The organism is Aggregatibacter sp. 2125159857 (genome assembly GCF_017798005.1).
GTDB lineage: Bacteria > Pseudomonadota > Gammaproteobacteria > Enterobacterales > Pasteurellaceae > Aggregatibacter.
The window spans coordinates 1952805-1973482 of sequence record NZ_CP072548.1; the positions used below are offsets into that span (position 1 = coordinate 1952805).

The 20678-nt window shown below is 44.7% G+C and carries 16 protein-coding genes; 12 read left to right on the plus strand and 4 right to left on the minus strand.

From position 1 onward, the window contains the following. The first annotated feature begins 267 nt into the window (after positions 1 to 267). The 10 genes from folE to J5X96_RS09535 all read left to right on the plus strand — a co-directional run bounded on the left by folE (position 268) and on the right by J5X96_RS09535 (position 12511). Positions 268 to 924 carry a GTP cyclohydrolase I FolE gene (gene folE, locus J5X96_RS09490; RefSeq protein WP_021616663.1) on the plus strand — a complete coding sequence of 219 codons (657 nt, stop codon included), beginning with the start codon at positions 268 to 270 and terminating at the stop codon, positions 922 to 924. Between the two features lie 156 nt (positions 925 to 1080). After that, positions 1081 to 1830, plus strand: coding sequence for a DeoR/GlpR family DNA-binding transcription regulator (locus J5X96_RS09495; protein WP_209364810.1), 750 nt, complete (start codon positions 1081 to 1083; stop codon positions 1828 to 1830). A gap of 223 nt (positions 1831 to 2053) precedes the next feature. Further along, entirely contained in the window at positions 2054 to 3820 is a 1767-nt protein-coding gene (gene fucI, locus J5X96_RS09500; protein WP_209363377.1) for an L-fucose isomerase, read from the plus strand. A gap of 108 nt (positions 3821 to 3928) precedes the next feature. After that, positions 3929 to 5350 (plus strand): L-fuculokinase, encoded by a 1422-nt coding sequence (gene fucK / locus J5X96_RS09505; RefSeq protein ID WP_209363379.1) that lies wholly within the window; start codon positions 3929 to 3931, stop codon positions 5348 to 5350. A gap of 17 nt (positions 5351 to 5367) precedes the next feature. Continuing rightward, complete coding sequence (gene fucU, locus J5X96_RS09510) at positions 5368 to 5802, plus strand: L-fucose mutarotase (RefSeq protein WP_209363381.1); 435 nt, start codon at positions 5368 to 5370, stop codon at positions 5800 to 5802. 20 nt (positions 5803 to 5822) lie between these two features. After that, positions 5823 to 6470, plus strand: coding sequence for an L-fuculose-phosphate aldolase (gene fucA / locus J5X96_RS09515; protein ID WP_209363382.1), 648 nt, complete (start codon positions 5823 to 5825; stop codon positions 6468 to 6470). A gap of 17 nt (positions 6471 to 6487) precedes the next feature. Beyond that, the gene (locus tag J5X96_RS09520) at positions 6488 to 8020 is read left to right on the plus strand and encodes a sugar ABC transporter ATP-binding protein (RefSeq protein ID WP_209363384.1); all 1533 of its coding nucleotides are present in this window, start codon (positions 6488 to 6490) and stop codon (positions 8018 to 8020) included. A gap of 1 nt (position 8021) precedes the next feature. Continuing rightward, on the plus strand, positions 8022 to 9023 hold the full coding sequence (locus J5X96_RS09525) for an ABC transporter permease (protein WP_209363386.1): 1002 nt from the start codon (positions 8022 to 8024) through the stop codon (positions 9021 to 9023). 27 nt (positions 9024 to 9050) lie between these two features. Further along, a complete protein-coding gene (locus J5X96_RS09530; RefSeq protein ID WP_209363387.1) occupies positions 9051 to 10007 on the plus strand; it encodes an ABC transporter substrate-binding protein in 957 nt (318 codons plus the stop codon). Between the two features lie 239 nt (positions 10008 to 10246). Continuing rightward, positions 10247 to 12511 (plus strand): NADP-dependent malic enzyme, encoded by a 2265-nt coding sequence (locus J5X96_RS09535; RefSeq protein WP_209363389.1) that lies wholly within the window; start codon positions 10247 to 10249, stop codon positions 12509 to 12511. A 134-nt stretch (positions 12512 to 12645) separates the two neighbouring features. On the opposite strand, the gene lpcA is transcribed toward J5X96_RS09535, so the two are convergent. Continuing rightward, positions 12646 to 13224, minus strand: a complete 579-nt coding sequence (gene lpcA, locus J5X96_RS09540; RefSeq protein WP_021616266.1) for a D-sedoheptulose 7-phosphate isomerase — start codon at positions 13222 to 13224, stop codon at positions 12646 to 12648. 168 nt (positions 13225 to 13392) lie between these two features. On the opposite strand from lpcA, the gene ribF reads away from it, so the two are divergent. Together ribF and ileS are read left to right on the plus strand one after the other, a co-directional pair. After that, entirely contained in the window at positions 13393 to 14331 is a 939-nt protein-coding gene (ribF, locus tag J5X96_RS09545) for a bifunctional riboflavin kinase/FAD synthetase (RefSeq protein WP_209363391.1), read from the plus strand. A 39-nt stretch (positions 14332 to 14370) separates the two neighbouring features. Further along, positions 14371 to 17193, plus strand: coding sequence for an isoleucine--tRNA ligase (gene ileS / locus J5X96_RS09550; protein ID WP_209363393.1), 2823 nt, complete (start codon positions 14371 to 14373; stop codon positions 17191 to 17193). 186 nt (positions 17194 to 17379) lie between these two features. Here the strand turns inward: ileS and eno are convergent, their stop codons facing one another. The 3 genes from eno to J5X96_RS09565 form a co-directional block, all read right to left on the minus strand. Next, positions 17380 to 18690 (minus strand): phosphopyruvate hydratase, encoded by a 1311-nt coding sequence (gene eno / locus J5X96_RS09555; protein ID WP_209363395.1) that lies wholly within the window; start codon positions 18688 to 18690, stop codon positions 17380 to 17382. A gap of 201 nt (positions 18691 to 18891) precedes the next feature. Next, on the minus strand, positions 18892 to 19554 hold the full coding sequence (gene thiE, locus J5X96_RS09560) for a thiamine phosphate synthase (RefSeq protein WP_209363397.1): 663 nt from the start codon (positions 19552 to 19554) through the stop codon (positions 18892 to 18894). A gap of 80 nt (positions 19555 to 19634) precedes the next feature. Beyond that, entirely contained in the window at positions 19635 to 20678 is a 1044-nt protein-coding gene (locus J5X96_RS09565) for a glycosyltransferase family 9 protein (RefSeq protein ID WP_209363399.1), read from the minus strand.

A 20678-nucleotide genomic window follows, 5' to 3' on the forward strand; every position in this document is an offset into this window, starting at 1 on the left:
CGAATTTATTTTAGGCTCAACCGATTCAATCAGCTGCTACCTGTATTGAAAGAAACCATCATATCACGGTGCGACAATGGGCGTGATAAAATTTGTGATTCGTAAATCCATGTGTTTTTATCAACATCACGCCGAATACGACTCAGTCAAACAGCCTCTCACCGAGAGAGATTTTCATCCTCAGCTAAAATTATTCTCATTTTATTATTATCGGAGAGTTTGTTAGAATGCCGCATTATTTTGACCTGCCTTAATTGAGAGTAGTAAATGAATCACATTTCACCTGAAGCAGCGAAAGTGCGTGAGGCGCTGCGTCAGAAAGGAATCGAAACCCCCATGATTGTGTTGGACGAAAGCAAAGATGAACGTCGCACACACATTGAACAACATATGCGTGAAGTGTTGCGTTTAATCGGTTTGGATTTACGTGACGACAGCATCGAAGAAACCCCTGCCCGCCTTGCCAAAATGTTCGTTGATGAAATTTTCAGTGGTTTGGATTATGCCAACTTTCCGAAAATCACCAATATCGCCAATCGTATGAAAGTCAGCGAAATGGTGTTAGTCAATGATGTGACGTTAACCAGCACCTGTGAGCATCATTTCGTGACCATCGATGGCATGGTGTCCGTGGCGTATTACCCGAAAAAATGGGTCATCGGGTTATCAAAAATTAATCGTGTTGTGGCATTTTTTGCTCAACGTCCGCAAGTACAGGAACGCTTAACGGAGCAAATTTTATTGGCATTTCAAACGATCTTAGAAACGGAAGATGTCGCCGTCTATGTCAAAGCAACGCATTTTTGTGTGAAATGTCGCGGCATTAAAGATGCTAATAGCTATACGGTGACATCGGCTTTCGGTGGCGTGTTCTTAGAAGATCGTGAAACCCGAAAAGAATTTTTGAGTTTAATTAATAAGTAATCCCATCAAATGATCCCAAAAGAATGCTTTTATGGCATTCTTTTTTTTAGATTTCATGGCTAAAAGGGCGGTCACTTTCTTCGTTATTTTTACTTTTGCAATAATTTAAAAGTGCCTATAATGCAAACACCCTATTTGCCCGATTGGACTTTTATGATGCAAAAAAGAGATCAATTAATTCTGCAATATGTCAATCAAAAAGGGAAAGTCAGTGTGGCGGAACTTTCGGAAATGCTTTCCGTTGCCGTAGAAACCATTCGCCGTGATTTAACCGCACTGGAAAATAAAGGATTATTACATCGCATTCACGGTGCCGCCGTGACTTGCAAAACGAATGACTTAGGCAGTTCATTTCAATATCGGCAGAAAAACAACGCCGATGCCAAAAAAGCAATCGCACAAAATGCCCTTGAATATCTTTTTGAGGGCGCGATTGTCGGATTAGATGCCAGTTCCACCAGCTGGCATTTTGCGCAAATGTTGCCCGATATTCCTTGCACGGTGGTGACAAATTCCATGCACAATATCACGGCGTTAACGAACAAAAGTAACATCACCACCATCGCAACCGGTGGCATGTATTCCGTGAAATACGATGCCTTTTATGGGCCGTTGTCAGAACAACTTTTAAAACGGCTACACATCGATTTCGGTATATTCTCCTGCAATGGCATTGATAATGAAGGCAATATTTGGGAGTCGAATGAACTTAACGCCTCGGTTAAACGAAAAATGATGGATGTCTGCGACAAGAAGTTTTTATTAGCGGACACCTCTAAACTGCAACGCAAAAATCTGATTAAACTCGCCGAACTGGCGCAAATCGATATCTTATTTATTGATCAATTTCCTTCCGAAGACTTGCAACGTTATTGCCAAGAACATAACGTGCTGATTACCGTTTAATTTTTTCTGAAAAAATGACCGTTTTGCCCGTTTTAGAGATAAAAATAGCAATTCGGTCATTTTTACCCTAATAAATTGCCCGTTCTTTTGTGTTCCTATTCACGCTTTTCACACAAAATTTCAGAAACGGTAGGCGAATCTCTTTTTTTCATGAAAAATAAAGCTAAGCAAGATTTAGTCACATCGCTGTACTTTATTTTTAATTCACTAAAGAGGTTAAAAAATGAGTCAATTCAAATCTATTCCAGTCAAAATCGGTATTCGCCCAACCATAGATGGTCGTCGTTTGGGCGTGCGTGAATCCCTTGAAGATCAAACCATGCGTATGGCGAAATCGGTCGCAGAATTATTACAAAGTCATATTCGTCATACCGATGGCACTTTCGTAGAATGCGTGATTGCAGACACCTGTATTGGCGGTGTGGCAGAAGCGGCCGCCTGTGCAGAAAAATTCAAACTCAATAACGTGGGGTTAACCATTACCGTTACGCCTTGTTGGTGCTACGGTTCCGAAACTATCGACATGGATCCGCACATGCCAAAAGCCATTTGGGGCTTTAACGGCACCGAACGCCCGGGCGCAGTTTATCTTGCCGCTGCCCTTGCCGGTCATTCTCAACTAGGTTTGCCGGCATTCTCTATCTACGGCACTGAAGTGCAAGAAGCAAACGACACCAGCATTCCTGCCGATGTGAAAGAAAAACTGCTACGCTTCGCGCGTGCCGGCCTTGCTGTTGCGGCCATTCGCGGCAAATCCTACTTATCTATCGGGTCTGTTTCCATGGGGATCGCCGGTTCTATTGTCAATCAACAATTCTTCCAAGAATACCTCGGCATGCGTAACGAATATGTGGACATGACCGAAATCAAACGCCGCTTGGATCGCAAAATTTACGATCAGGAAGAAGTGGATTTAGCGCTTTCTTGGGTAAAACAATATTGCCAAGACGGAATTGACGTCAACAGCCCGGAAAATCAACGCTCACCTAAAGAACGCGCCGAACTTTGGGAAAATGTGGTGAAAATGACCATTATCGCCCGTGACTTGATGGTGGGTAATCCGAAATTAGCGAAATTAAACTTTGGCGAAGAAGCACTTGGTCACAATGCCATTGCTGCCGGTTTCCAAGGTCAACGCCATTGGACCGACCATTTACCGAATGGCGACTTTATGGAAGCCATGCTGAATTCTACTTACGACTGGAACGGTGTGCGCCCGCCATACATTCTTGCCACTGAAAACGACAGTTTGAATGCCGTCTGTATGTTGCTTGGTCATCAACTCACCGGTCGTGCGCAAATTTTTGCCGACGTGCGAACTTACTGGAGCCCAGATTCTGTGGAACGCGTTACCGGTTTTCGTCCGGAACAAGGTTTCCTCCACTTAATCAACTCCGGTTCAGCCGCTCTTGACGGCACAGGTCAACATAAAGATGCCAATGGCAATCCAACAATGAAACCGGCGTGGGAAGTCACGGAAGAAGACGGCAAACGTTGTTTGGAACATACCCGTTGGTGTCCTGCGGTACACGAATACTTCCGTGGGGGCGGTTTATCCTCCCAATTCTTAACCAAAGGTGGCATGCCGTTCACCATGCACCGCATTAACCTCATCAAAGGCTTAGGCCCTGTGTTACAAATTGCCGAAGGTTGGTCTATTGAGTTACCGAAGAACGTCCACGACTTGCTCGACCACCGCACCAATGAAACTTGGCCAACCACTTGGTTCACCCCACACTTAACAGGTAAAGGTGCCTTTACCGATGTCTATTCCGTGATGGCAAACTGGGGCGCAAACCACTGCGTGGCGACTTACGGCCACATCGGTGCCGACCTCATCACGTTAGCGTCCATGTTGCGTATTCCGGTTTGCATGCACAACGTTGAAGATGCCAACGTGTTCCGCCCAAGCGCTTGGAACGGCTTTGGTCAAGACAAGGAAGGTCAGGACTATCGCGCCTGCCAAAACTTCGGACCTCTGTATAAATAAATCGATGGCCGGCGCGCACCTCGGTGCGTGCCATCATCCCATAAAAATTCAAACAACAGTGCGGTTGAAAAAACAAATGAATTGTTGACCGCACTTAGGAGAGCTTTTATGTCTATCGTTCTGATTTTTGATTGCGGCGCGACCAATTTACGCACAATTGCCATGAATGACAAAGGCAAAATCGTGGCGTCCCATCACCTTGCCAACAATACCCAACCAGGGAGTGAATCGCCTGAGTATCACATTTGGGATTTTGAAGAAATTTGGCAAAAATTGACAGTATGTGCCGATCATACGATTGCGAAATTAACGCAACAACAGGTTGATTTAAAAGAAATTGTTGGCATTTCCGTTACCACGTTCGGCGTGGACGGCGCACCATTTGATAAAAAAGGGCAACAGCTCTACCCGATTATTTCGTGGAAATGCCCGCGCACGGTGCCGGTGATGGAAAACCTCTCGCAGTTGCTAGACATCAAAGCCCTTTATCAACGTAACGGCATCGGACAATACAGCTTTAATACCTTATTTAAACTGCTTTGGTTGAAAGAAAACAAACCGGATATTTTCCAAAAAATGGATAAATTCGTGTTCATTTCCTCCATGCTAACCCAACGTTTAACCGGCAAATTTACCACCGACCGCACCATGGCAGGCACATCCATGATGACCCATCTCGCCACCGGCAATTGGGACGAGGACATTCTGAAACTGGTCGGTTTAAGCCAAAACCACTTTCCACCGATGCGTAACGCCGGTGAAAAAGTGGGGGAATTAACTGACGCACTTGCCGACCACTGGGGCTTAAATCGTATTCCCGTGATTTCCTGTGGGCATGACACCCAATTTGCCGTATTCGGTTCTGGCGCAGGATTGAATCAACCGGTACTCAGTTCCGGCACGTGGGAAATCTTAATGGCTCGCACGGAACATGCCGAACCACAATTTGATTTTGTGCCGCAAGGCTTAACCACCGAATTTGACGCACAACCGAATTGTTTTAACCCCGCCGTACAATGGGTCGGCTCAGGCATTATAGAGTGGCTTGGTAAATTGTTGTTCGCCGATGTACATGGCACCGACCAATATTATCCAACCATGATCGCCGAAGGATCCTCTGCCGCTGAAAAAGGCACGCAAAGTGCGGTCAATTTTCAGGGTGTTTTTAGCCAACTCGGACAAGGCAATATCCGCGGACTTTCCATGTTCTCCACTCGTGGTGAAATCTACCGTGCCGCGCTTTATTACATGGCAAACCAACTCAAACAAGGCTTAGACGTATTACAACACGTCAGCCACTTCAAAGCGGAAAGCTTGCTTTGTGTTGGTGGCGGCTCGAAAAACCCACTCTGGAACCAAATCCGCGCCGATGTTTTAGGGTTGCCGATTGATGTCGTGGATGTCGCAGAAAGTACCGTGCTTGGCGCGGCAATGTTCACCTTTGCAGGCATCGGCATCTACGCCACACCGGAACAGGCACAGAAAGCGATGCAACCGAATAGAACGCGAATTTACCCACAATCACTGTAATCATTGGAGAAACAACAATGTTAAAAGGTATTCACCCGGCAATCTCCCCCGATTTACTCAAAACCCTTGCCGAAATGGGACATGGCGATGAAATTGTGCTGTCTGACGCTCATTTCCCGGCACATTCATTACATTCAAAGGTGATTCGTGCCGATGGCATTCCTGTGGCGACTTTGCTCAAAGGCATTGCGCCGTTATTTGAATTCGATGCGTATGTCGATGCGCCGTTAATCATGATGCAGGCGGTTCCGGGCGATAGCCTTGATCCTCGCGTTGAAGCAAATTACTTGGACTCAATTCAAAGTGCGGTCGGATTTACACCTAATTTAGCGCGTATTGAACGCTTTGCCTTTTACGAACGCGCCAAACAAGCGTATGCCGTCGTCATCAGTGGCGAAACCGCAAAATACGGCAACATTATTATTAAAAAAGGGGTTACTCCCGTTCTATAACAGCTGAGAGGTGCTGAAAAATGGATAGAAAAGAACTTGCGCAAAAAATCATCGATACCTGTTTAGAGATGACCCGCCTCGGCTTAAACCAAGGCACAGCAGGCAATGTTAGCGTGCGTTATAAAGACGGCATGCTGATTACCCCAACAGGGATGCCATACCACTTAATGAAGCCGGAAAATATTGTGTATGTGGATAACCACGGCAAGCACGAAGAAAACAAGCTGCCTTCTAGCGAATGGCAATTCCATTTAGCCGTGTATCGCGCCCGTCCGGAAGCCAATGCCGTTGTGCATAATCATTCCATTAACTGTGCCGGGTTATCCATTTTGGAAAAACCTATTCCGGCGATTCACTATATGGTGGCTGTGGGTGGCACCGATCACATTCCTTGTATTCCTTACGCAACGTTTGGCACACATGAATTAGCGTCTTATGTGGAAGAGGGCATCAAAGAAAGCAAGGCGATCTTACTTGCTCATCATGGTTTACTCAGTTGTGGTGAAAACCTTGATAAGGCCTTATGGCTGGCACAAGAAGTGGAAGTGCTTGCGACCTGGTATCTCAAATTGCTGGCCACCAAGCTGACAATCCCGTTACTCAGTAAAGAACAAATGAAGGTTGTCCTCGGTAAGTTCCATACTTATGGGTTGCGTATTGAAGAATAAGGAAATGGGAGGTCAATATGACGACACATGAAACCATACTGACAATGCGTAACATCAGTAAAGGATTTGCCGGTGTGCAAGCGTTAAAGGATGTTCAACTGACGTTACGCAAAGGTGAAGTGCACGCACTTATGGGTGAAAACGGTGCCGGCAAATCTACGTTGATGAAATGCTTAATTGGTGTTTATCAAGCCGATTGCGGTGAGATTATTTACAAAGGGAAACCGGTGAATTTTCATTCCGTATTGGATGCACAACATCAGGGTATCAGTATGATTTTCCAAGAATTAAACCTGATTCCCCACTTAACGGTGGCTGAAAATATTTTCTTTGCCCGTGAACCGATTAAATTTGGCATGGTTGATAAAGCCAAAATGAATAAAGACGCGGAAGCCCTGCTTTCACTGTTTGATATTGATGTGAAACCGACTGAAGAAGTGCGGACGTTATCGGTGGCAAAACAACAAATGGTGGAAATTGCCAAGGCGCTTTCTTTTGATGTTGAAGTGCTGATTATGGATGAACCCACTTCAGCCTTAACGGAAAAAGAGATCGATAAGTTATTTGAATTGGTGAATAAGCTCCGCGCGAAAGGCGTCAGTATTGTGTATATCTCTCACCGAATGGAAGAACTTAAACGGATTTGCGATCACATTACTATTTTCCGTGATGGCACGTATGTTTCCGATCATCCATTTCATGAAATTAGCATGGATGAAATCATTACGAAAATGGTCGGTCGTCCGCTAGGCAATCACTTTCCACCGAAAACGGCGGTTGTGGATGAAAATGAAGTGGTGATGTCCGTGATGCAGGCAGAGCGTTATGGTGTGTTTGAAGCCTTAGACTTTGCTTTATTTAAAGGGGAAATATTAGGCATTACCGGTTTAGTTGGTGCGAAACGTACCGAATTAGCTCGCGCGATTTTTGGGGCAGATCCACTCGATGCCGGTGAGGTGTTTGTCCACCACAATAAAGTGACCATTCACAGTCCTGCAGACTCCATTAAAGCCGGTATTGCCTATTTATCTGAAGACAGAAAACTCAATGGTGTCGCCGTAAGAATGAGTATTCGTGAAAACATTACCATGGCATCAATGGATAAAGTGTGTAATGCCGCCGGCGTGATTTCCCATGACGAGGAAGCCAAAGCCTCCAAAACCTTCATTGATAAAATGGAAATTAAAACGCCAACAATTGAACAGTTAGTAAATAATCTCAGTGGCGGCAACCAACAAAAAGTAGTTATCGGCAAATGGTTATTCCGTGATGCGAAGGTCATGATTTTTGATGAGCCGACGCGAGGCATTGATGTGGGCGCCAAATATGCCATTTATCAATTATTAGATGAATTAGCGGCACAAGGGGTTGGTATTATTGTGATTTCTTCTGAATTACCGGAAATTTTAGGCGTGTCCGATCGCATTATCGTCATGCGTGAGGGAAAAATGACCGCACTTCTTGAAACGAAAGAAACCAATCAAGAAGAAATTATGCAATATGCGACAGGCGTAAAAAATATGTTCGCTCGAAAAGGACAGGAGGTATGAGATGAACGAAAAACAAAAAGAAATGTTACGCAAACTTGCGTCACTTGCCGGATTAATCCTATTAATTATTGCGTTTACGATCAGTAATGAATATTTCTTTACCTTAAATAACGTATTAACCATTGGCTTGCAAACCTCAACGATTGCGTTGATCGGTATCGGGGCAACCATTGTGATTTTAACCGGCGGCATTGACTTAAGTACCGGTTCTGTCGTTGCGCTATCCGGCGTGGCGGCAGCGATGTCGGTCAACGCCGGATTGCCTGTGCCATTAGGTATGCTATTTGGCATTATCGTTGGTGGGCTATGTGGTGCTGCCAACGGCGTAATTGTTACCTTGATGCGCTTACCGCCCTTTATTGCAACATTGGGAACCATGATGGTGGCGCGCGGATTGGCGTTGTATGTTACAAATGCGGCACCGGTGTCAGGGATGCCGGAATCCTTCTCTTACCTCGGTAATGGTGCGCTGTTCCGGATTGTTGAAGAAGGCGCTAATGGTTTGCCTCTTGTCAAATTCCCCGGCATTCCTTACCCGGTGATTATCATGATTGTTGTTGCCCTTCTCTTTACCTTTGCATTATCAAAACTCAAACTCGGTCGTTACCTTTACGCGATCGGTTCGAATGAGGAAGCGGCACGCTTATCCGGCATTCGAACCAATCAGGTGAAAAATTACGCCTACATCGCCAGCGGTTTGCTTTCCGGTTTAGCCGGCGTCATCTTAGCGTCGCGCTTGGTCACAGCACAACCTAATGGCGGGGTTGCTTACGAATTGGATGCCATTGCCAGTGCGGTTGTTGGGGGAACCTCCTTAATGGGTGGCGTTGGTACCATTCCGGGAACACTCATCGGGTCATTTATTATCGGTGTCTTGCGCAACGGACTTAACATGAATGGGATATCCGCTTTCGTTCAACAAATCATCATCGGCTTAGTTATTATCGTTACCGTTGGTCTCGATCAACTTCGCCAAAGCAAAAAGAGTGGAAAAAAATCGTAACCTCAACAATATAAAAAGGAGAATTGTATGAAAAAGTTAACACTTATTGCTTCTGCTGTACTGGGTTTATCTACCCTATTTGCCGGTACATCCAGTTTTGCCAAAACAAATGAAATTGCCGTGATTGTCAAAACAGAAAATGCCAATTTCTGGCAAAACGTGAAAAAAGGGGCGGAAGCTGCAGGGAAAGATCTGGGTAATGAATACAAAGTTACCTTCCAAGGACCACAAGCGGAAACCGCTATTGATGAAGAAGTGAATATGGTCAATAACGCAATTAACCGCGGCGTTTCCGGCATCGTGCTTGCCGCCTCCGATCCGGAAGCATTAATCCCACCTGTCAAAAAAGCCTTTGAAAACGGGATTCCGGTGGTCATTATTGACTCCGGCATTAATTCTGACGGCAAATATTACCAATCCTTCCTCGCTACGGACAACCGTGCCGCAGGGAAATTAGCCGCAGAAAAACTCCTCGCTAAGCATGGCATGAAAAAAGGCAAAGTGGCCGTTATGTCTTATACGCCCGGTGCAGCCAGTGCGATTGAACGCACCGGCGGATTTATGGATGAAGTGAAAAAACAACAGGACATCAAATTGATGGAACCGCTTTATTCTCAATCCGACATGGTTACGGCATTAAATCAAACCATTGATGTACTGACTTCCAATCCGGATTTAACCGCAATTTTTGGCGCAAACGAACCCACTGCGGTAGGGATGGCACGCGCCATTAAAGAACGTGGCTTTGCCGGAAAATTAGTCGCTGTTGGTTTTTATGGAAACCAAGATCTACAAAACTTCGTCCGTGACGGCACCTTGGAAGGCATTGTTGTGCAATCTTCCTACCAAATGGGTTATAAAGGCGTCAATACGATTAATAAAATTATCAAAGGCGAAAAAGTGGATAAATTCATTGATACCGGTGTTGTTTTTGTAACCAAAGACAATATTGATTCAGAAGAAGCAAAAGCCGTGCTTTACTAAGCGTTAAACTGCCGACCGCACTTTCTTCAAGTGCGGTCAATTTTTTTCGTAAAAAAGAACAGAAAAAGTCACCGCACTTTACTGCACCTCACTGACCGAAAGACATTATCGCTCCTGACAACAGTTTCATGGTGCGTAAAAATTGTTAATAATGTGTGAAATGTCACAGAATTCTCTTCCATTTTCATTATAATAAAACGAACTTGTTCCAACGCATTTATTCAAAAGAGGATATTTTTATGGATGAACAACTTAAAAAAGCAGCATTAGATTTTCACGAATTCCCGATTCCGGGAAAAATTGAAGTGACGCCCACCAAATCGCTTGCGACTCAACGCGACTTAGCGCTTGCGTATTCTCCGGGGGTAGCGGCACCTTGTTTGGCTATTCAAGCAGATCCTGCAGATTCTTATAAATATACTTCTCGTGGCAACTTAGTGGCGGTGATTTCAAACGGCACGGCGGTGCTTGGTTTAGGCAATATCGGGGCGTTAGCAGGAAAACCGGTGATGGAAGGGAAAGGTGTGTTGTTTAAAAAATTCGCCGGCGTCAACGTCTTCGACATTGAAGTGAATGAACACGACCCAGATAAGCTCATTGATATTATTGCGTCCCTTGAACCCACCTTCGGCGGCATTAACTTAGAAGACATTAAAGCACCGGAGTGTTTTTATATTGAACGTAAATTGCGTGAAAGAATGAAAATTCCGGTCTTCCACGATGACCAACACGGCACAGCCATTATTTCTGCTGCGGCGGTGCTCAATGGTTTGCGCATTGTTGATAAAAAAATTGAAAATGTGAAACTGGTGGCTTCCGGTGCCGGTGCGGCATCGATTGCGTGCTTAAACTTATTAGTTTCCCTCGGTATGAAACGGGAAAATATTACCGTGTGCGACTCCAAAGGCGTGATCTATAAAAACCGTGATGATCGTATGGATGAAACCAAAAAACTGTATGCGATTGACGATAACGGTAAGCGTACCTTAGCGGAAGTCATTCCGAATGCGGATATTTTCTTGGGTTGTTCTGCTGCTGGCGCATTAACGCAAGACATGGTTAAAACCATGGCGGCACATCCCTTAATTTTGGCACTCGCCAACCCGGAACCGGAAATTTTACCACCATTGGCAAAAGCCGTCCGTCCGGATGCCATTGTGTGCACCGGTCGCTCCGATTACCCGAACCAAGTCAACAACGTACTTTGCTTCCCGTTCATTTTCCGCGGGGCATTAGACGTCAGCGCTACCACCATTAATGAAGAAATGAAACTTGCCGCGGTGCGTGCCATTGCCGATTTAGCCTTGGCAGAGCAAAGCGATGTGGTGACATCTGCTTATGGTGATACCGAACTTACGTTTGGCCCGGAATACATTATTCCAAAACCATTCGATCCGCGTTTAATCGTGCGTATTGCCCCAGCCGTGGCAAAAGCCGCGATGGATTCCGGTGTTGCGACTCGTCCAATTAAAGATTTTGATGCATACATCGAACAACTCACCCAGTTCGTTTATAAAACCAACTTGTTTATGAAACCGGTGTTTGCGCAAGCGAAACAAGACAAGAAGCGTGTGTTATTAACCGACGGTGAAGAAACCCGAATTTTACATGCCGTGCAAGAAATCTCGACCTTAGGCATCGCTTATCCGATTTTACTCGGTCGCCCAAGCGTGATTGAACAACGCATTAAAAAACTCGGTTTGCATATTCAGGCAGGGCGTGATTTTGAGTTAATTAACATCGAAAATGATGCACGTTATCAAGAATGTTGTAAAACTTACTATGACATGCTCAAACGTGCAGGCATCACGCCGGATATTGCTAAACGGGAAATGTTTAACAACCCAACCGCTATCGGTGCCGTGTTGTTGCATTTAGGTCATGCCGATGCCATGTTATGTGGTTTAGTGGGACATTATGCCGATCATTTAAAAACCCTCAAAAACGTCATTGGTTTGCAAGAAGGGGTACATACGGCGGCTACCGTTAACGGTTTGGTGCTACCGGCAGGCAACTTATTCCTTGCCGATACCTTCGTGAACAATGATCCGACAGCAGAAGAATTAGCGGAAATTACGCTCATGACAGCGAAAGAAGTCAGTTTATTTGGTATTGAGCCACAGATTGCCTTAATTTCACATTCCAATTACGGTAGCAATAACACCCCAAGTGCGGTCAAAATGCGTAACGTTTTACATTTAGTGAAAGAACGCGCACCGGAACTCACTATTGACGGTGAAATGCACTGTGATGTTGCCTTATCGCAACAGCTCCGTGATGATGTGATGCCGGACAGCCCACTCAAAGGCGCGGCAAACGTGCTAGTGATGCCAAATATGGAAGCTGCGCGTATCAGCCTAAATCTATTACAAGGCACGGCAACACCGACAACCGTTGGGCCAATCTTAATGGGCTTGAAAAAATCAGCACATATTTTAACGTCAGTCGCTTCTGTTCGCCGTATTATTAATATGGTGGCAATTGCTGCGGTAAAAGCGCAATAAAGCATACAAATTATGCCTAACAAAAAAGAAGATGGTTTGAAGACCATCTTCTTTTTTTAAGTCTGATTCATAAATATCTACGTCTGAATAAATGAAGTTTTACCCTTGAGTTACGCAGATAATTTCAATGACATCTATTTTTTCATTTCAAATTCAATCAACATAATCAAAATATGAATCACTTTAATATGCACTTCTTGAATCCGATCGGCATAACCAAAATGCGGCACGCGAACTTCCACATCGGCTAAGCCCGCCATTTTTCCGCCGTCTTTGCCGGTTAGCACAATCACCTTCATGCCTTTTTCTTTGGCAACCTGAATGGCATTTAAAATATTCACGGAATTGCCCGAAGTTGAAAGTGCAAATAACACATCGCCTTGTTGACCGACTGCCTCAATATAACGGGAAAACACATATTCATAACCAAAATCGTTACCTACACAACTTAAGTGGCTGACATCCGAAATGGCAATGGCAGGATATCCCGGGCGATTTGCGCGGTAACGTCCGGTGAGCTCTTCAGCAAAATGCATGGCGTCACAATGAGAACCACCGTTACCACAAGAAAGTACCTTTCCGCCCTGTTTAAACCGATCGGCAATTAATAATGCCGCCTGTTGCACCGCCTGAATATTTTTTTCATCTGATAAAAACGCGTTTAATACGGTTGCCGCCTCGTCTAATTCAGCTTTAATTTGGTCAAAATACATCCCGTCCTCCTGATATAAAAAAATTAACGAATTGTAATCAAATTTAGCCTATTGCTCAATAATAACCTCCTTTTTAGGGTTCAATGTAGCCGTCTATGATTTGCTTTCCGAAGTGGGCATTTATCGTTATAATGAAAAGATTGATCTTAATTTTTTACAGGCAATATCATGCAATTAATTCGTGGGCTCTCTAAGGTATCGCAATGTTTGTCGAGTTGTGTTTTGACTATCGGCAATTTTGACGGGGTACATTTAGGCCATCAAGCGATTTTGCACCATTTACGCCAAAAAGCCGACGAACTGAATTTGCCCATGGCGGTAATGTTATTCGAACCTCAACCGCAAGAATTTTTTCTGGGTGACAAAGCCCCTGCTCGCCTTATGCGTTTGCGCGATAAATTGTATTATCTTAAACAAGCCGGTGTGGATGTGGTTATCATCGCAAAATTCGACCGCACTTTTGCCAATTTGCCTGCACAACAATTTATTGAAGATTGGTTGGTGCGTAAATTAAATGTGAAATTTTTAAGCATTGGCGATGATTTTAAATTTGGTGCCAAACGCCAAGGTAACTTTGCGCTGTTACAACACGCCGGTGAAAAGTTTGGTTTTACCGTCGAAGATAACCGTAGCTTTTGTTTGGATGCCTTGCGAATCAGTAGCACGGCGATTCGCGAAGCATTAGCCAAGGATGATTTAACGTTAGCGGAAAAATTACTTGGACGTCCTTATCGTATTTTAGGGCGCGTAATTCACGGCAATCAGCTTGGTCGCACTATCGGGTTTCCGACTGCGAATATTCGCTTGCATCGTCAGGTAAATCCGGTCAAAGGGGTGTACGCAGTTAAAGTGCGGTTAAAATCCGGCGCGTTTTTTAATGGGGTCGCAAACATCGGCACCCGTCCGACCATCAACGGTGTGAATCAATTATTAGAGGCGCATTTATTTGATTTTCAAGGCGATCTTTATGGTCAATGGTTGGATGTAGAACTCTGTCATAAAATCCGCAATGAAATGAAATTTTCCTCTTTTGACGATTTAAAAGCACAAATTGCGCAGGACGTGGAAACGGCGAAAAACGTTTTCAAAACTAACCGCACTTTATAGAACACAAATTTTAATTTTTACATAACACTGGAATATAAAATGACTGATTATAAAAATACCCTTAACCTCCCTGAAACGGGCTTTCCAATGCGCGGCGATTTAGCCAAGCGCGAGCCTGTGATGTTGAAAAACTGGTATGAGAAAAATCTCTATCAAAAAATTCGTGAAAATTCAAAAGGCAAAAAATCCTTTATTTTGCATGATGGCCCTCCGTATGCGAACGGCAACATTCATATCGGCCATGCAGTGAATAAAATTCTGAAAGATATTATTGTGAAATCCAAAACCGCATTAGGTTTTGACTCGCCTTATATTCCGGGTTGGGACTGTCACGGCTTGCCGATTGAATTAAAAGTAGAAGGCTTAGTAGGCAAACCGAATGAGAAAATTTCTGCGGCTGAATTCCGAGCGAAATGCCGTGAATATGCAGCGGAACAGGTAGAAGGCCAGAAAAAAGACTTTATCCGTTTAGGCGTGTTGGGTGATTGGAATAACCCTTATTTGACCATGAACTTTGATACCGAAGCACACATCATCCGTACGCTTGGCAAAGTGATTGCTAACGGCCACTTATACAAAGGATCCAAACCGGTGCACTGGTGTTTGGATTGCGGTTCTTCTTTGGCTGAAGCGGAAGTGGAATACGAAGACAAAGTTTCTCCGTCCATTTATGTGTGTTTCCCGGCGGTAAGTGCGGTAGAAATTGAAGAGAAATTTAACGCTGTCGGAAAAGGTCATGGCAAATTATCTGCAGTCATTTGGACAACAACGCCTTGGACAATGCCATCTAACCGTGCGATTGCAGTAAATGCAGAATTAGAATACAACCTAGTCCAACTTGGTGATGAGCGTGTGATCTTAGCCGCTGAATTAGTGGAATCCGTGGCGAAAGCGGTAGGTGTAGAACAGGTTGAAATTTTAGGGTCAGTAAAAGGTCAAGCACTTGAGTTAGTACGCTTTAACCATCCGTTCTATGATTTCACTGTACCGGTGATTTTAGGCGATCACGTGACCACCGATGGCGGTACAGGTTTAGTACACACTGCACCGGATCACGGTTTAGACGATTTTATTGTAGGACAAAAATATAATTTACCAATGGCGGGTCTTGTATCGAATGACGGTAAATTTATTTCAACCACTGAATTCTTCGCAGGTAAAGGCGTATTTGAAGCGAATCCATTGGTTGTTGAAAAATTACAGGAAGTGGGCAACTTATTAAAAGTGGAGAAAATCAAACACAGCTACCCACACTGCTGGCGCCATAAAACCCCGATTATTTTCCGTGCGACTCCGCAATGGTTTATCGGCATGGAAACACAAGGTTTACGCCAACAAGCCTTAGGTGAAATCAAACAAGTGCGTTGGATTCCGGATTGGGGTCAAGCTCGTATCGAAAAAATGGTGGAAAATCGTCCTGACTGGTGTATTTCCCGTCAACGTACTTGGGGTGTACCAATGACCTTATTCGTGCACAAAGAAACCGAAGAGCTTCATCCGCGTACCTTAGAGTTACTTGAAGAAGTGGCGAAACGTGTAGAGAAAGCCGGTATTCAAGCATGGTGGGATTTAGACGAAAAAGAATTATTAGGCGCAGATGCAGAAACCTATCGCAAAGTGCCTGATACTCTTGACGTATGGTTCGACTCAGGATCAACCTATTCTTCTGTGGTGGCGAATCGTCCGGAATTTAACGGTCAAGATATCGACATGTATTTAGAAGGTTCCGACCAACACCGTGGTTGGTTTATGTCTTCTTTAATGCTTTCAACTGCAACAGATAAAAAAGCACCTTACAAACAAGTATTAACCCATGGCTTCACGGTGGATGGTCAAGGACGCAAAATGTCTAAATCCATCGGTAACATCGTGACGCCACAAGAAGTCATGGATAAATTCGGTGGTGACATTTTACGTTTATGGGTGGCCTCTACTGACTATACCGGTGAAATGACCGTTTCCGATGAAATCTTAAAACGTGCGGCAGACAGCTATCGTCGTATTCGTAACACGGCACGTTTCTTACTAGCTAACTTAAACGGTTTTGATCCACAACGTGATGCCGTTAAACCGGAAGAAATGATTAGCTTAGATCGTTGGGCGGTAGCTTGTGCGTTAGATGCACAAAAAGAAATTAAAGACGCTTATGATAACTATCAATTCCATGCCGTAGTGCAACGCTTAATGCGTTTCTGTTCTGTGGAAATGGGCTCGTTCTACCTTGATATTATCAAAGACCGTCAATACACCACCAAAGCAGACAGCCTTGCGCGTCGTAGCTGCCAAACCGCTTTATGGCACATTGCGGAAGCTTTAGTACGTTGGATGGCACCAATCCTGTCATTCACGGCAGATGAAGTGTGGGGGTACTTGCCGCAAACGGCGACGGCACGTGCAGAATTCGTCTTTACGGAAGAATTCTACGAAGGCTTATTCGGCTTAGGCGCGAACGAAAAATTAGATGATGCTTACTGGCAACAACTGATTAAAGTACGTTCTGAAGTGAACCGCGTGTTAGAAATCGCCCGTAATGACAAAGTGATTGGCGGCGGTTTAGAAGCAGAAGTAACGGTTTATGCTAACGATGAATATCGTGCCTTGTTAGAACAATTAGGCGATGAATTACGTTTCGTGTTGATTACGTCAAAAGCTGAAGTGAAAGCATTGTCAGATAAACCGGCAGATGTAGCTGATGGCGAGTTAGAGGGGATTGCAGTAAGCGTTACCCGTTCTCAAGGCGAAAAATGCCCGCGCTGCTGGCATTATTCCGACAAAATCGGTGTGAATTCGGAACATCCGACACTTTGCCCGCGTTGTGTAGAAAACGTTGCAGGCAATGGCGAAGTCAGACGTTTCGCTTAATTCACGCTTTTCGCATTGGCCGATTTACCTCGGTCAATGCGCCAATCAAAATGAAGAAAGGATAAGTCGATAGGCTTATCCTTTTTTAGTTGAATAAAAAAGCTGAGTTCAACTTTAGTCGAACTCAGCTTGAAACATTAAAGTGCGGTGGCTTTTACACCTATTTTTTTCTCCGCATCTATGCAATTATGCTTGACCTTTAACCGCTTTTAAACCTAAGAATGGCGCCGGTGTACCTGCGCGTTCTAATGCTTCTTCAATACGGATTAATTGGTTGTATTTCGCAATACGGTCAGAACGGCTCATAGAACCGGTTTTGATTTGACCTGCTGCGGTACCAACCGCTAAATCAGCAATAGTTGCATCTTCAGTTTCACCGGAACGGTGAGAGATCACAGCGGTATAACCCGCATCTTTTGCCATTTTAATTGCAGCCAAGGTTTCGGTTAAAGAACCGATTTGGTTGAATTTGATTAAGATGGAGTTTGCGATACCTTTTTCGATACCTTCTTTTAAGATTTTGGTGTTGGTTACGAATAAGTCGTCACCCACTAATTGAATGCGATCGCCCAATACTTTAGTTTGGTATGCGAAGCCTTCCCAGTCAGATTCATCTTGACCGTCTTCGATAGACACGATTGGGTATTGTTTGGTTAATTCTTCAAGATAGTGTGTGAACTCTTGAGAGGTGAATGAACGGCCTTCGCCTTTTAACTCATATTTACCGGTTTCTTTGTTATAGAACTCAGAAGATGCGCAGTCCATGGCTAAAGTGACGTCTTTACCTAACACATAATCTGCTTTTTCTACCGCTTCTTTGATACAGGCTAACGCGTCAGCGTTAGAGGCTAAGTTAGGTGCGAAACCACCTTCATCACCTACAGCCGTGCTCATGCCTTTAGATTTTAATACTTTCGCTAAGTTGTGGAACACTTCTGCACCGATACGAAGTGCTTCACGTAATGTTTTCGCACCAACCGGTTGGATCATGAACTCTTGGATATCAACGTTGTTGTCGGCGTGCTCACCACCGTTGATGATGTTCATCATTGGTAATGGCATAGCGTAAACGCCTGGCGTGCCGTTAAGTTCTGCGATGTAAGCGTAAAGAGGTAAACCTTTAGATGCAGCCGCGGCTTTTGCGTTTGCTAAAGATACCGCTAAGATGGCGTTTGCACCGAAGTTAGATTTGTTTTCAGTACCGTCTAAATCGATCATGATTTGGTCGATTTCAGCTTGGTTAGAGGCATCTTTGCCAAGAATGGCTTCAGCAATCGGGCCGTTTACTGCAGCAACCGCTTTCAATACGCCTTTACCTAAGAAACGGGATTTATCGCCGTCACGTAATTCTAAGGCTTCGCGAGAACCAGTAGATGCACCCGATGGCGCCGCTGCAAGACCGACGAATCCGCCTTCTAAATGCACTTCGGCTTCCACTGTTGGGTTACCACGAGAGTCGATAATTTCGCGACCAATGACTTTAACGATTTTTGCCATTTTATTTTCCTCATTAAGTTAATTAAAACGGGTTAGTTTGCTCTAAAAATGTCGGTATCATAAAGCTATTTTGTTCCTTTGTCTTGCAAAAACTACAGACAATTTGATTTTGCTCTATGTTTTCCGCCAACTTAAGTGCGGTTCAATTTTAAGATGAATTTTTCGAGATAATGCGCCATGAATTTGAACGAAAATAGCCCGTTATTCGGCAAAATATTGCAGTAAGTTTTTCACCGCACTTTGCCAGTCTTGTGCTTTGGTGACAGCGGAGATCACGGCAATACTGCCTACCCCTGTGGCTAAAATATCAGGAAAATGCGAAGCACTGATGCCACCGATTGCGACAGTCGGCATTTTACCTAAGTTTTTTACCTGTGTGGCTAAATTGGCAATGCCTTGAGGGGCGGAAGGCATCTCTTTGGTTTGTGTCGGGAAAATATGCCCGAGGGCAATATAGGAAGGACGCAACGGTAACACCAGATCGACTTCTTCTTGATTGTGGGTGGAGACACCGAGACGTAGTCCCGCTTGTTGGATGGCGTTTAAATCCGCTGTGAGTAGATCCTCTTGCCCAAGATGGACGCCGTAAGCCTGATACTTAATTGCCAACTGCCAAAAATCATCTACAAATAACCGCACTTGATGTTGTTTGGCTAAGGTAATGCAGCGCGCAATTTCCTCTTCCGCCTGTTCCGCAGAACGATCTTTAATGCGAATTTGCAAGGTTTTCACGCCGGCGTGAATGAGTCGTTCAACCCATTCATAACTGTCTACGATGACATACAAGCCTAACTTAAATTCAGTGGGCGCAAAAGGGGCTTTGGGTGGGATGATTTCGGATAAATGAGATAGCGATACGGCCATAGCAAACTCCAATTAAATTGACATAAATGAAATAACGGCAACAGTGCAAGTGCGGTCAGATATTGAGGCGTTTTTCTCTTTTAAAACAAACCGCACTTTTTCATCTGTTCCACCACCTGCGCCACCTCAATTTGTGCCATCAGATGCTTCCCTTTTAACTTCGTTGCCCAAGGCAACTGCGCAGATGGTTTGCCAAATTCCTTTTGCACATTTTTTTCATACACCGACACCACATTGGCAAGGTTGCGATAAGGGCCGGTACGCAACGGGTTGTGGTAAGCATATAAACCGATAACCGGCGTGCCTTGCGTCGTTGCAATATGTGCAGGGCCGGAATCCGGTGAAAGCACCAAATCCACCTGCCGGATTAATGCCGCAAGCTGTGGAAGCGTTAACTTGCCTGCAGCATTGGTTGGTGCAAAGTGACATAAGCCCTGAATTTGCTCAATTATCGCCAATTCACGAGGCGCGGGTGAACTGCACAAAATCACGTTGACATTATGTTGGTGGGCAATATTGGCGACTTCCGCATAACGTTCTACTAACCAGTCTTTTTCGGGCTTACTGGAACAAGGGGAAATCAGCAAATTCTTACGGGTGGGATCAATATATTGGCGCGCTGTGATCAAATCATCCTCCGCTACCGGCAAATCCCATTGCGGTTCTGTGCAAGGCACACCCAAATAGTCCACAAACGCCATAAAGCCGTCTAACACATGAGGATTGTTCGGGTCTTGAATCTTGCGATGGGTAAACAACCACTGCCCTTCGCGCGCCCGCTGTTTACCGAAACCGATACGATATTTCGCCTTAATACCCAGGGATAAAATTGACGCACGAAATGCCGTTTGCATATTTAATAACGCATCAAATCGACGATCTTTCAACTGTCGCCACAACTGACACACCCCACGCCAGCCGCTTTTTTTGTCATACACCACAAACTCCACCCCCGACACATGACGAAACAGCTGCGCTTCCGTTTTTCCGATAACCCATGTTATTTGGGTGCTTGGCCAATAACGCTGAATCTGTTGCACCGCCGCCAACGCATGGCAAACATCGCCAATGGCGGACAAACGTAAAATACAAAGGGATTGCGGAGGCTGGGTGAAAAGCGGCAT